The organism is Streptomyces sp. T028, assembly GCF_048159505.1.
Lineage (GTDB): Bacteria > Actinomycetota > Actinomycetes > Streptomycetales > Streptomycetaceae > Streptomyces.
In genome coordinates this window covers 24,589-37,832 of the sequence record NZ_JBLRVZ010000042.1, presented here as the reverse complement: position 1 = coordinate 37,832, position 13,244 = coordinate 24,589, and the positions used below count along the sequence as shown (strand labels likewise).

At 69.1% G+C, this 13,244-nt stretch carries 12 protein-coding genes, 1 tRNA gene and 2 pseudogenes; 11 read left to right on the top strand and 4 right to left on the bottom strand.

The features are described from left to right. Positions 1-133: 133 nt before the first annotated feature. Positions 134-799, top strand: a complete 666-nt coding sequence (locus tag ACLZN2_RS35965; RefSeq protein ID WP_416983709.1) for a hypothetical protein — start codon at positions 134-136, stop codon at positions 797-799. 183 nt (positions 800-982) lie between these two features. Then, complete coding sequence (locus ACLZN2_RS35960) at positions 983-1,141, top strand: hypothetical protein (protein WP_416983707.1); 159 nt, start codon at positions 983-985, stop codon at positions 1,139-1,141. Positions 1,142-1,229: 88 nt separating this feature from the next. Here ACLZN2_RS35960 and ACLZN2_RS35955 read toward each other — a convergent pair whose 3' ends face one another. Continuing rightward, entirely contained in the window at positions 1,230-2,141 is a 912-nt protein-coding gene (locus ACLZN2_RS35955; protein WP_416983706.1) for a MerR family transcriptional regulator, read from the bottom strand. Positions 2,142-2,404: 263 nt separating this feature from the next. Between ACLZN2_RS35955 and ACLZN2_RS35950 the strand changes: the two genes are divergently transcribed. Both ACLZN2_RS35950 and ACLZN2_RS35945 read left to right on the top strand, forming a co-directional pair. Further along, on the top strand, positions 2,405-2,614 hold the full coding sequence (locus ACLZN2_RS35950) for a transposase domain-containing protein (RefSeq protein ID WP_416983705.1): 210 nt from the start codon (positions 2,405-2,407) through the stop codon (positions 2,612-2,614). 14 nt (positions 2,615-2,628) lie between these two features. Beyond that, entirely contained in the window at positions 2,629-2,949 is a 321-nt protein-coding gene (locus tag ACLZN2_RS35945; protein WP_416983704.1) for a hypothetical protein, read from the top strand. 109 nt (positions 2,950-3,058) lie between these two features. Here the strand turns inward: ACLZN2_RS35945 and ACLZN2_RS35940 are convergent. Then, positions 3,059-3,760, bottom strand: a pseudogene (locus ACLZN2_RS35940) (IS5 family transposase); the annotation flags it as partial. Between the two features lie 61 nt (positions 3,761-3,821). Further along, positions 3,822-4,145: pseudogene (locus ACLZN2_RS35935) on the bottom strand (transcriptional regulator); the annotation flags it as partial. A 33-nt stretch (positions 4,146-4,178) separates the two neighbouring features. On the opposite strand from ACLZN2_RS35935, the gene ACLZN2_RS35930 reads away from it, so the two are divergent. Then, entirely contained in the window at positions 4,179-4,556 is a 378-nt protein-coding gene (locus tag ACLZN2_RS35930; protein ID WP_416983702.1) for an SDR family NAD(P)-dependent oxidoreductase, read from the top strand. Positions 4,557-4,783: 227 nt separating this feature from the next. Continuing rightward, positions 4,784-8,005 carry an alpha-L-rhamnosidase gene (locus ACLZN2_RS35925; RefSeq protein ID WP_416983700.1) on the top strand — a complete coding sequence of 1,074 codons (3,222 nt, stop codon included), beginning with the start codon at positions 4,784-4,786 and terminating at the stop codon, positions 8,003-8,005. 21 nt (positions 8,006-8,026) lie between these two features. Here the strand turns inward: ACLZN2_RS35925 and ACLZN2_RS35920 are convergent. After that, positions 8,027-8,102 (bottom strand) — tRNA-Trp (locus ACLZN2_RS35920). A gap of 385 nt (positions 8,103-8,487) precedes the next feature. Between ACLZN2_RS35920 and ACLZN2_RS35915 the strand changes: the two genes are divergently transcribed. From ACLZN2_RS35915 to ACLZN2_RS35895, 5 genes are all read left to right on the top strand, one after another. Continuing rightward, positions 8,488-9,252, top strand: a complete 765-nt coding sequence (locus tag ACLZN2_RS35915) for a HipA family kinase (RefSeq protein ID WP_416983699.1) — start codon at positions 8,488-8,490, stop codon at positions 9,250-9,252. Next, complete coding sequence (locus ACLZN2_RS35910; protein WP_416983697.1) at positions 9,249-9,698, top strand: DUF3037 domain-containing protein; 450 nt, start codon at positions 9,249-9,251, stop codon at positions 9,696-9,698. The genes ACLZN2_RS35915 and ACLZN2_RS35910 overlap by 4 nt, the downstream gene beginning before the upstream one ends. A gap of 182 nt (positions 9,699-9,880) precedes the next feature. Further along, entirely contained in the window at positions 9,881-10,642 is a 762-nt protein-coding gene (gene fabG, locus ACLZN2_RS35905; protein WP_416983696.1) for a 3-oxoacyl-ACP reductase FabG, read from the top strand. Positions 10,643-10,654: 12 nt separating this feature from the next. Next, the gene (locus ACLZN2_RS35900; RefSeq protein ID WP_416983694.1) at positions 10,655-11,410 is read left to right on the top strand and encodes an SDR family oxidoreductase; all 756 of its coding nucleotides are present in this window, start codon (positions 10,655-10,657) and stop codon (positions 11,408-11,410) included. Positions 11,411-11,610: 200 nt separating this feature from the next. Continuing rightward, a complete protein-coding gene (locus ACLZN2_RS35895; RefSeq protein WP_416983692.1) occupies positions 11,611-13,191 on the top strand; it encodes an ABC transporter substrate-binding protein in 1,581 nt (526 codons plus the stop codon). The last annotated feature ends 53 nt before the right edge of the window (positions 13,192-13,244 follow it).

Here is a 13,244-nt window from a genome sequence, read left to right as displayed (position 1 = left end):
CACCTGCTCGACGCCCTGTGCGCCCTGGTCGGACGACCGGCACCTCCCCACGAGCCTCATCCCGTACGCCGTATCCACGAGCGTGTGCTCCAGGCCGTGGGGTCGGTGCCGCCGGGAGCTGGAGCCGGGCGACGTGTGCGCGGCCACGTACGTGCGCGCAGGCCTGTTGAACGCCGAAGTCCCGGCCCCCTCGGACACAGCCGTCCTCTGCATCCGGCGTACGGTCGACGACCTCGGACCGGCCGACCTGTGCGAACTGGCCCGCGCCACCGCCCTCAACCGGGACGATCTCTCGTGGGGCGCCGCCGCGGTCCTGGCGCAGAAAGATCCCGGCGCCGCAGACCTCCTGGACGAACTCGCCGCGCACACCCTCGCGCAGGAGATCGCCGAACGGTCCCCGTGCCACTGGGGCCGAGACCACACCGAGGCGGTACGAGCCGCGCTGTACCGGAGCCTGGCCGACCTCGCGGATGCCCTCCTGGAGGTGTCGGAGTCAACCCCGACACCCCTGGACTGGACCGTCCACGACAACGGCGGAAGGTATACCGCCACCGCGGCGGGCGACGGGGTGACATACGACGTACTGGTCCACACAGCGCAGCACGCTCCCACGGCTGCGGCACCCGTCTGGCACCACCCGTCACTGCCCGCCGTACCCACCGGCTGGCAGTGGCGGATCACGAGCGCACCGGCCGGCCGTGCCTCTCAGAGCTACGCGCCCTTCCCCTCCGCACTCGCGGCTCGGCACACCGCCGAGTGCGCAATCACCGCACTCACCGCCGGCAGATGCGGCCTGTGAGGCACCGCAGCGTGGCCGGGAGCTAGTGAGCAAGCGCATTCTGCTGGCTGTGGACGACGTTCAGCACTTCGACCGGGACTCGCTCGATGTGTTCAGCTTCGTGATGCGCCGGTTCACGGCACAGGGCGTGCCGTTGCTGCTGGCGGCACGCGGGCAGACGCCCCCGACGGAATACCGGCAGACGTGCACACCCTGCTGTTGGGGCCGCAGAGCGAACAGGCCCCGGCCCGCATGATCGCCGCTTTCCTCAAGCGGACGCGCCAAGCCGTGCCCCTCGGTACGGAGCACCGTCACCTCGACCTCGACCGTCTCGTCTCGCGCCTCGTCCATGACGCCGGATGACGGCCAAGGCTCTGTGCCGTGTCTGCCCCGTGCTGGAGAAGCGCCGGCAGTGGGCGCCGGATGTATCGGGCCGGCGCTAGGCCGTGTTTTAGGTAGCGGGTGAGTCTTGGGCGGATAGTTCTCCCGCCAGTTCCATACAGCGCAGGCGGGCTGGGGAGAAGTCGTAGGGCATCTTGCCGGTGGCTTCGAACACGCTCATGGAGTCAGCCTCCCGGCTGCCAGAGCCGAAGTCGGCCTCGCCCTGGCCGTCATCGGCGGTGGCAGGGTGCAAAGTGTCCCAGGCGTCGAAGAGGGCATCGTCGTCCTTGCCCAGGCCGGACTCCTCGATGACGGCCTGCAGGGCGCGTTCGAAGGCGTGCCGCTCGGCGGCCACTTGAGCCACCCGTGGATCATCGACGGCGACACTGTCATCGAGTGCCTCCTCGGCGTCATCGATGCGGTCGGAATCCTCCCGCAGAGTGGGATGCGTGGCCAGGACGACGAAGCGGGTGGCCTGGACGGCCGCGCCGAGCGGGCCGAAGATCCGCTCAGTGACCAGCAGACTGTCCAGGTCCGCCTGACGCAGGGAGCCCTCGGGCAGGCTCTTGAGGCGTTCGGTGACGAAGTCGGAGAGCAGGCCCATCCGGCTGCCTTCGGTGCGCATCCGCTGCACGGCGGTCCGTTGCCGCCGCAATTCCGCCTCCTGTTCGGCGAGGGTTTCCTCCAACCGCTCCAGGATGCCCGCGATACCGTCTCCGCTGTCCGCACCGGCGGAAGCCGTGCCGGTGGTAAAGGCGTCCCGGATGTCGTCCAGGGCGATCCCGGCGTCGGCCATCTTGCGAATCCACAGCAAGCGGATCATGTCCTCGTACCCGTAGCGGCGGCGGTCATCGCCGCCCCGCTCAGGCTCGGGGAGCAGGCCGATCTCGTGGTAATGGCGAATCGCCCGTGGCGTGCTGCCGACGAAGGCCGCCGCGTCACCGATCTTGACCTGACGGGGTGGCATGAAGGACGAATGCATGAGCAGGGACCTTTCCTCAAGGCATCGGGATGTCAGTCCACCGGACCACATGCCGCTACGGAAGGTGCAACCCCATACACACCGCGCCGCGCCAATGCCAGGAAATGCACCCTTCCTCCGTAGTGACCGCAGGTCGTGTCCCCGGTCGTGCAACACCGTTGCGTTAAGGCCGCGGGTGGTTCTGTCAAGTTGGCGAACAGCAGGGCGGGACCTCGGGTAGGTCCCTTGGTGTCGAGCCAGGGACGAACGAACCGGAGGTCCCGTTGTTACCGAAGGCTGCCGGCGTCCTGTGTCCAGCGAGAGCTCCGGACCTGTACGCACCCGGCCATATCGGCGAGTTGACCCAGATCATCGATCCCAGCCTCGTTGATGCGGTCATCGAGGAGACCGCTGCGCGGGAACAGCGGCTACGTCTGCTGCCGGCGCCTCGCGGACCGTCCTCGGCCTCGAGCAGGAGATCTACGCCCTGCTGACCGTCTACCAGGCATTGATCAGGACGGCCGACGACCTCACCACCGTGCACCCGCAACTGTCCGCGCAGCGCGTGAGCTTCACCGTCGTGCTACAGGCCGCCGCCGACCAGATCGTGGCCGCAGCAGGCATCGCACCGACCGAGCCGGTAACGCTGGTGGGCGCGATCGGCCGCGCCGCCCTGGCGAACCTGATCCCGCAACAACGGCGGTGGCGCCTGAATTCACGGATGCTGAAGAGGTACAGCAAGTATCCCTTCAACCAGACCCGCCACCCGCGAACGGCACAGAAATACACCATTCATACCGAAGTGATCACTGACGTATGGGCCCCTTGACAACAACGCCGCTCGCCAAAAGCAACGGTGTTGCACGTGGCGGGACACCATCGTGACCGCAGGGCCGTCCTTTGCTGCTGTGGCATCCGCACGACGGCAGGCTGAGGGTTCACAGCCACTGATGAATCGCCGCGACCTGAACCGTCGCCTCGAACCGAACCGCAAGTTTGTCGAACCGGGTCGCCACGGCCCGGTGCTGCTTGAGACGGCTGATCCCGCATTCGACCGCGTGCCGGGCCTTGTAGTCCTCGTGGTCGAAGAAGGGCGGACGGCCACCGCCACGTCCGCGGCGCCTGCGGACCTGATCGGCCGGCTCAGGAATCGTGCACCTGATGCCACGTCTGCGCAGGTAGGCGCGATTAGCGCGTGAAGAGTACGCCTTATCGCCTCGCACCCGCAGCGGGCGGCTTCTCGGCCGACCGACACCAGGCCAGGGTACCCCGATCGCGTTCAGGACCGGCTCGAACTGCGGACTGTCGCCGCGCTGCCCGGCGGTGATCAGCAGCGACAACGGCTTCTGGCCCTGCTCACACGCCAGATGAATCTTCGTGGTGAACCCGCCTCGCGACCTGCCCAGTCCATGGTCTTCAAGTTCGGTGCTGACTCCGCCTGGCGGTTCCGGTTCCTTCTGCACAGCACTGCGGCGGTGGGCACCGGCAGCATGCTGGTGTGCCCGGCAGATGGTGGAGTCGACATTGACCTCCCAGAAGATCAGCCCGGCCGCATCAGCTCTCGCCTGCAACAACGTCAGCAGTCGGGCCCACACACCCCGACGCTGCCATCTCCGGAACAGTCCATACACCGTCTGCCACCGTCACATCTTGATCATCATCATGCAGAGCGTGCACAGGAAGCCGAACCTAAAACACGGCCTAGCCCACGAGTGTCTGGGTGCCGAGGGTGGTGATCAGTGCGAGGTGCTCGGCGTCTTCGGTGCCGGGCTCGGCGGTGTAGACCATGATGCGCAGGTCGCTGCCGGCCACGGTGAGGATGTCGCAGTCGAGGACGAGGGCGCCGACCTGCGGGTGGTCGATCGTCTTGCGGGCGGCCTCGTGGTGGCCGGCGACGCCGGTGTCCCACAGCTCCGCGAACAAGTCGCTTTCTACGAGCAGTTCGGCGATCAGGCGCCCCAGCCGCCGGTCGGCCGGGTAGCGGGCGGTGGCTGTTCGCAGGTCGGCGACCAGTGCGGTCAGGAACGCGGCGAAGGCACCATCATCAACGTGGCCGGCATGATCGCCTTCAGCGGCCCCGCCCCGCACGCCCAGATGCCCCGCCGCGCCGTCTACGGCGGCAGCCTCGCCTACCTCGTCGCCTTCTCCCAGACCCTCAGCGCCGAGCTCGAGGGCACCGGCGTCAACGTGCAGGTCCTCGTCCCGGGCGTGGTGGCCACCGAGTTCCACGAGCGCCAGGGCCTCGACATGAGCAGGGTGCCCCGCATGACGGCCGACGACGTCGTCACCGCCAGCCTGCGCGGCCTGGAACTGGGCGAGACCGTCTCCGCCCCGGGCCTGGAGGACGCCGGCCTCCTCGACGCCGTCTTCCAGGCCGACCTCGCCGCATTCGGAGCGCAGAGCACCGAACTGGCCACGCGCTACCGCGCCGCCTGAACCGACACGGCCGTCGGCCCGGCGCCCCGGCACCCGGCCGACGGCCACATCCTGCGGTGCCGTGACCCGGATTCCGGGACCCGTCCCCCATTGAAACCGTTCAATCACGCCGCAGACCCAACAGGAAACACTTGCACGGTAATTGACCCTAAACTCGCCCGGCTTTAGGTTACCCACGGCTCTCCCGTTTGAATCGATTCAACCTTCCGTGTGAGTGAGGAGTCGTAGTGATCAGCAGGAGGAACGTTCTCGCAGGAGCAGCAGCCACCGTAGCGGCGGTGACCCTCGACGGCGTACCGGCGACGGCCGCACCGGTGTCCGCGTCGGCGCGCAGTGGGGTGCGGGTCGCGGAGCCCACCGTCGAGTACGTTCGACATCCGCTGGGGCTCGACACGCAACGGCCCCGGCTGAGCTGGCCGTTGGTCTCCGAGGGGACCGGTGTGCGGCAGAGCGCGTATCAGGTCCGGGTCGCCACCACGGCGGCAGGGCTGACCCGGCCGGACATCTGGGACAGCGGGAAGGTCGCGTCCGGCGAGTCGGTGCTCGTGCCGTACGGCGGGCCCGAACTCGCCCCGCGGACCCGCTACTTCTGGTCCGTGCGGGTGTGGGACGGGAACGGGCGGGTCTCCGGGTGGAGCGCGGCCTCGTGGTGGGAGACCGGGCTCATGGACGCCGGGCAGTGGACCGCCGACTGGATCTCCGCTCCGGCGAGTCTCACGGACGCGCCCTCGTTCGAGGGCAGTTCCTGGATCTGGTTCCCCGAGGGGGACGCGACCAGCAGCGTTCCGGCAGCCACCCGCTGGTTCCGCCGCACCGTGGACCTGCCCGCCGGGATCACGGCGGCGACGCTCGCCCTCACCGTGGACAACGTGTACGCCGTCACCGTCAACGGCGTCGAGGTGGCCCGCACCGACCTGGAGAACGACAACGAGAACTGGCGCCGCCCCGCCGTGATCGACGTACTGGACTGGATACGCTCCGGGGACAACGTTGTCGCCCTCTCCGCCACCAACGCGACACAGGGCCCGGCGGGCGTCATCGCCGTCCTCGTGGTCCGCACCGCCGACGGCGAACAGCGGATCGTCACCGACGGCTCCTGGAAGACGACGAACCAGGAGCCCCCGGCCGGGTGGCGCGGGCCCGGCTTCGACGACGGGGCCTGGCCCGCGGCGAAGGTGGCGGCCGCGTGGGGCGGCGGCCCGTGGGGCAGGGTCGTCCCGGTGTCGTACGCCGCCACCCAGCTGCGGCACGAGTTCCGGCTCCCGCGCCGGAAGATCTCCCGCGCGCGCCTGTACGCCACGGCGCTCGGCCTGTACGAACCCCACCTCAACGGCAGCCGCGTGGGCCGCGACCAGCTCGCCCCCGGTTGGACCGACTACCGCACCCTCGTCCAGTACCAGACGTACGACGTCACCGCCCTGCTGCGGCTCGGCGCCAACGCCGTCGGGGCGTATCTGGCACCCGGCTGGTACGCGGGCAACGTCGGCCCGTTCGGGCCCGGTCAGTACGGTCGGACCCCGGCGCTGCTGGCCCAGTTGGAGGTGGAGTACGCGGACGGCACGAGCGAGCGCATCACCTCGGGCACCGACTGGCGGGCCGCGTCCGGGCCGATCGTCGCCGCCGACCTCCTCAACGGCGAGACGTACGACGCCCGCAAGGAGACCCCCGGCTGGACCTCACCCGGCTTCGACGACGGGAGCTGGCCCGGCGTACGCGCCGCGGGCGACGTCGGCCCGGACCACATCGTCGCGCAGGTGGACGGCCCGGTCCGGGTGGAGCAGGAGCTGACGCCGAAGACGGTGACCCAGCCCAGGCCCGGCGTCCACGTGTTCGACCTCGGCCAGAACATGGTCGGCTCGGTACGGCTGCGGGTGTCGGGCGAGGCGGGGACGACCGTCCGGCTCAGACACGCCGAGGTGCTCAACCCCGACGGCACCGTCTACACCGCGAACCTGCGGAGCGCGGCGGCGACGGACACGTACACCCTCAAGGGGCACGGCGAGGAGGTCTACGAGCCGCGCTTCACCTTCCACGGGTTCCGCTACGTCGAGGTGACCGGCTTCCCCGGCACACGCGCCCCCTCGGCGAAGGCCGTCACCGGGCGGGTCATGCACACGTCCGCCCCGTTCACCCTCGACTTCGAGACCGACGTACCGTTGCTCAACCAGCTGCACCACAACATCACCTGGGGGCAGCGCGGCAACTTCCTCTCCATACCGACCGACACGCCCGCGCGCGACGAGCGCCTCGGCTGGGCCGGAGACATCAACGTCTTCGCACCCACCGCCGCCCGCACCATGGAGTCGGCCCGCTTCCTCTCCAAGTGGCTCGTCGACATGCGGGACTCCCAGACCGCGGCGGGCTCGTTCACGGACACGGCCCCGGTGCTCGGCAACGTCGGCAACGGCGCCGCCGGCTGGGGTGACGCGGGTGTCACCGTCCCCTGGGCGCTCTACCAGGCGTACGGCGACCGGCGGGTCTTTGAGGACGCCTGGCCGTCCGTGCAGGCTTGGCTGGCCTACCTGGAGAAGGGCAGCAAGAGTCTGCTGCGCCCCGCCGAGGGGTACGGCGACTGGCTGAACGTCGCCGACGACACCCCCAAGGACGTCATCGCCACCGCGTACTTCGCACACAGCACCGACCTCGCGGCCCGGATGGCGGAGGTGCTCGGCAAGGACGCCGCCCCGTACCGCGATCTCTTCGCACGGATCCGCACGGCCTTCCAGAACGCCTACGTCACCTCCGACGCCAAGGTGAAGGGCGACACACAGACCGCATACGTCCTCGCGCTGTCCATGAACCTGCTGCCGGACGCTTTACGGAAGCCCGCGGCCGACCGGCTCGTCGCCCTGATCGAGGCCAGGGACTGGCATCTGTCGACGGGCTTCCTCGGCACACCGCGGCTGCTGCCCGTCCTGACCGACACCGGACACACCGACGTGGCCTACCGTCTGCTGCAGCAGCGCTCCTACCCCAGCTGGGGCTACCAGATCGACCGGGGCGCCACCACGATGTGGGAACGCTGGGACTCCATCCGGCCCGACGGCAGCTTCCAGGACGCGGGCATGAACTCCTTCAACCACTACGCCTACGGCTCGGTGGGGGAATGGATGTACACGAACATCGCCGGCATCTCCCCGGGTCGGCCCGGCTACCGCGAGATCGTCGTCCGCCCCCGTCCGGGCGGAACCGTCACCTCCGCGCGCACTTCCTTCACCTCGGTGTACGGCCCGGTCGCCACCCGGTGGCGGCAGAAGGCCGGCCACTTCAGCCTGACCTGCACGGTGCCGCCCAACACGACCGCCGAGGTGTGGATCCCCGCGTCCGGAGCGCAGGCCGTCAGCCGCACCCACGGGACGTTCCTGCGCCAGGAGGACGGCTGCGCGGTGTACCAAGTCGGCTCCGGTACACATCAGTTCACCGCACAACGGCGCTCCCGGTTCACGTGACGACCTGGGAGCCGTGATCACTGGCAGGGGCGGCAGGAGTCGAACCTGCGGCATCCGGTTTTGGAGACCGGCGCTCTGGCCTCTGAGCTACGCCCCTTCGACGGGTGACAGCTTGGCATGACCAACACGTCCGTCTCCAAGGGATTTTCGATCCCGACCAAGGTGCCGCGCACGCGCTCCGCTACCGCAGGGCGGGCGCAGACGGCGACGCCCGCTTCATCGCCATGGCCCACTTCGCCCTCGGCGGCGGCCTCGGACACTCCTCACCGGCTGTCACGCTCGGTTACTATGCTCACTTCATGCCGGAGGCCGGGAGCAAGGCGCGTGCTGCGCTCGATGGACTGCTGGGGAACCAGGGAGATCGGCCTGCCGGTCGAAACCCCCAGCGTCTCCCCGGGGCTGATTCCGGCCGGCTCCCCGGTGTATGCGTGCCTCAAGTTGATTGTGGATTGTAAGGCTAGAGGGTCAGGGAGCCTGGGAAAGTGCTCAAGGAAGTCACCGCCACCCGCTACATCACGGCGTTGCGTGAGGGCGGCTCGCTGCCGGGGCTCGTCGAAGCCGACGACTTCGGAACATACGTCATGAAGTTCACCGGCGCCGGACAGGGGCGCAAGACGCTCGTCGCGGAGGTCGTCTGCGGCGAACTCGCCCGCCGGCTCGGCTTCCGGATGCCCCGCCTGGTGGCCATCGGCCTCGACCCCGTGCTGGGCCTCGGCGAACCCGACCCGCAGGTGCAGGAGCTGCTCAGGGCCAGCGGCGGCACCAACCTCGGCATGGACTTCCTCTCCGGCGCCCTCGGCTACGACCCGCTCGCCTTCCCGGTGAGCCCCGAGGAGGCCGGCGAGATCGTCTGGTTCGACGCGCTCGTGAACAACGTCGACCGCTCCTGGCGCAACCCCAACCTGCTGCGCTGGCAGGGCGACCTGTGGCTCATCGACCACGGCGCCACCATGATCTGGCATCACAACTGGCCCGGCGCCGAGACCTCCGCGGCCCGCCCCTACGACGCCTCCGACCACGCCCTGGGCTCCTTCGCCCCGGACATCGCCCGCGCGGCCGAACGGCTCGCCCCGCTGGTCACCGCCGATCTGCTCGCCGAGGTCACCGCCGAGATCCCCGACGTCTGGCTCACGGACGAACCCGGCTTCGGCACCCCGGACGACCTGCGGCGGGCCTACGCCCGGCCGCTGCTCGCCCGGGCGGCCGTCATCGCCGACCGCATCACCGGCATCGAGGAGGGCAAGTGAGCGAGACGTACATCCACATGGCCGGCCATCTCACCGAGCGCCACATCACCCGGACCGGCCAGGGCGGCGACCGGGACGTCTTCGAGTACGCCCTGCTGCGCGTCGTACCGAGGGTCGAGCGCGGCGAGTGCATCAACGCGGGCGTACTCGTCTACTGCCGGGCGCAGGGCTACGTCGGCGCCCGCACCCATCTCGACGAGGCGCGGCTGCTCGCCCTGGACCCGGACGCCGACGTGGCCGGGATCAGGGCGGCGCTGGCGGCCGTCGAGGGGGTGTGCGGCGGTGGCGCCGGGGCCGGTCGGGCCGCGGGCGACGATGCCGGGCGCCGGTTCCGCTGGCTGGTCGCGCCGCGCTCCGCGATGGTGCAGCCGGGGCCGGTGCACACCGGGCTCACCCTGGATCCGGTGGCCGAGACGGGGCGGTTGCTGGAACTCCTGGTGAGGTAATGGATCACACCGGCGCCGTGTGGCGTTGACACCGGGTGCCAGGGCTTCTAGCGTCACGTCTACCGAAGGTACTAAGCGGTCGCTCACCACTCGGGCGGCCGGCCCTCACCGGCCGCAGTCAGGCCTCATCACTCCGGCCTTCTCAAGGGCTCGGGCTTTCTCAAGGGCGAGGAGAAACAGCAATGTCCACCACTGAGCAGCGGGTCGCCGTAGTCACCGGCGCGGCGCGCGGCATCGGAGCCGCCACCGCCGTACGGCTGGCCGCCGAGGGCCGCGCGGTCGCCGTGATCGACCTCGACGAGGCCGCCTGCAAGGACACCGTGGAGAAGATCACCGCGGCCGGCGGCAAGGCCGTCGCGATCGGTGCCGACGTCTCCGACGAGGCCCAGGTCGAGGCGGCGATCGCCCGTGTCGTCGCGGAACTCGGCGCCCCGACGATCCTCGTCAACAACGCGGGCGTGCTCCGCGACAACCTGCTGTTCAAGATGAGCGCCTCCGACTGGGACACCGTCCTGAACGTGCACCTGCGCGGCTCGTTCCTGATGACCAAGGCCGTTCAGAAGCACATGGTCGACGCGGGCTTCGGCCGTGTCGTCAACCTGTCCTCGTCCTCGGCGCTCGGCAACCGCGGCCAGGCCAACTACTCCGCCGCCAAGGCCGGTCTGCAGGGCTTCACCAAGACCCTCGCCATCGAGCTCGGCAAGTTCGGCATCACCGCCAACGCCGTCGCCCCCGGCTTCATCGCCACCGACATGACCGCCGCGACCGCCGCCCGGGTCGGCATGGGCTTCGAGGAGTTCAAGGCCGCCGCCGCCACCCAGATCCCCGTGGCCCGCGTCGGCGAGCCCGGCGACATCGCCAACGCGATCGCCTTCTTCACGAACGAGGCCGCCGGCTTCGTCTCCGGCCAGGTGCTGTACGTCGCCGGCGGACCGCTCGACTAGGGACCAGGAACCATGACCGTGGAACTCTCCGGCAAGGTCGCGCTGATCACGGGCGCGAGCCGAGGCATCGGCTACGGCGTCGCCGAGGCCCTCGTCGCCCGCGGCGACCGGGTCTGCATCACCGGGCGCAACGAGGACGCGCTGAAGGAGGCCGTCGAGCAGCTCGGCGCCGACCGGGTCATCGGCGTGGCCGGCAAGGCGCACGACCTCGACCACCAGACGGCCGCCGTCGAGGCCACGATGGAGGCCTTCGGCCGCGTCGACTACCTCGTCAACAACGCGGGCACCAACCCGGTGTTCGGGCCGATCGCCGATCTCGACCTCGACGTGGCGCGCAAGGTCTTCGAGACCAACGTCGTCTCCGCCCTCGGCTTCGCCCAGAAGACCTGGCACGCCTGGCAGAAGGACAACGGCGGCGCGATCGTCAACATCGCCTCCCTCGCGGGCCTGTCCGCCTCGCCCTTCATCGGCGCGTACGGCATCAGCAAGGCCGCGATGATCAACCTGACCCAGCAGCTGGCGCACGAGTTCGCGCCCCGCGTACGGGTCAACGCGATCGCCCCGGCCGTCGTGAAGACCAAGTTCGCCCAGGCCCTGTACGAGGGCCGGGAGGCGGAGGCGGCCGCCGGCTACCCGCTGGGCCGGCTCGGCGTGCCCTCCGACATCGGCGGCACCGCCGCCTTCCTCACCTCCGAGCAGTCGGACTGGATCACCGGTCAGACGCTCGTCGTCGACGGCGGCATCCTGCTCAACGCCGGTGTGGGCTGAGTCTCATCCGGACACCGCTACGGGCGCCGGTTCCTTGACGGAACCGGCGCCCGTGTCGACTCCGGACATCGCAGACGCACATGACAACGTCGTCACGATTTCTCGCTGATCAATAACGCTTTCCCCTCACCCGTTGTACCTGTTCTGGCCTGCGGTATGGTCTGGCCACTCTTGGCATGGCTTTTACGAGGAGCGTGTGCGTGTTCTACCGGAACCGATCGTTGCAGCATGTGGCGGTGGTCGCGTCCATATCCCTGGTGAGCGGATGCGGTCTTCTGGGAGGCGAGAGCTCCGAGGGCGAGGGACCGATCGTCGTGGGCACCACCAGTGCCCCGTCCACGCTGGACCCCGCGGCCTCCTGGGACAGCTCCTGGGAGCTGTTCCGCAACGTCTACCAGACGCTCCTGAACTACAACCCCGGTGGAACCACCCCCGAACCCGACGCCGCCGAGAGCTGTGAGTTCACGGACACGAAGAGCACCGTGTACAGCTGCACGCTGCGCGAGGGTCTGAAGTTCTCCAACGGGCACACGCTGGACGCCAAGGCCGTCAAGTATTCGTTCGACCGGATCAAGAAGATCAACGTCAACGGTGGCCCCGCGGGCCTGCTGGGAACTCTCTCCAGCGTGCGGACGAAGGGCGACCGCGAGGTCGTCTTCCAGCTCAGCCAGCCCGACGCCACCTTCCCCCTGGTGCTCACCACACCCGCCATGTCGATCGTGGACCCCGAGGAGTACCCCGCGAGCGCGCTCCGCAAGGACGGGAAGATCACCGGCTCGGGGCCCTACACCCTTGACTCCTACGAGGACGGCGAGAAGGCCGAACTCGTCCGCAACGGCAGCTACAAGGGCATAGCGGACCGCAAGAACGACGCCGTCACCATCCGCTATTTCCAGCAGTCGGACGAACTGGTCAAGGCCCTCAAGAACAAGGAGATCACGGTCGTCTACCGCGGTCTCGGCGCCTCGGACATCGTGGACATCGAGACCAACCAGAAGGAAATGGGGCTCCAGCTCGTGGAGAACCCCACGACCGAGATCAGTTACCTGGTGTTCAACCCCAGCGACCCGTGGGCCGCGAAGCCCGCGGTCCGCAAGGCCATCGCCCAGATCGTCGACCGCTCGCGGCTCGTGCACAACGTCTACAAGGACACCGTCGAGCCGCTGTACTCGATGGTCCCGGCCGGACTCACCGGCCACACCACGGGCTTCTTCGACGACTTCGGAAACCCCAGTGTGACCAAGGCCAAGAAGCTCCTCACGGCAGCGGGGATCACCGAGCGCGTCCCGCTGACCCTCTGGTACACCACCGACCGCTACGGCTCGACGACCAAGCCCGCCTTCGAGGAGCTGAAGCGGCAGCTGGAGGCCTCCGGCCTCTTCACGATCACCCTCAAGAGCCGCCCGTGGAAGACCTACGTCAAGGGCTACCAGGACGGCGAGTACCCGGTGTTCGGGCGCGGTTGGTTCCCCGACTTCAACGACGCGGACAACTTCATCGCCCCCTTCGTGGGCGAGCAGAACGCGCTCGGGACCCCGTACGAGTCCCCCAAGATCACCGGTGAGCTGCTGCCGGAGTCGCGCGCGGAGAGCGACCGCGGGGCGGTGTCGCAGCAGATCGAGGACGCTCAGCAGATCTTCGTGGACGACGCACGGCTGCTGCCGCTGTGGCAGGGCAAGCAGTACGTGGCTTCGGACGAGGAGATCTCCGGTCTCGAGAAGGTCATCGACCCGGCGACCATGATGACGATGTGGGAGCTGTACCGGAAGACCAGCTGGTAGCGGCGGAGTGTCAGTGGTCGCCTGTAGGTTCTGAAGCCTGAAGTGACCGCACG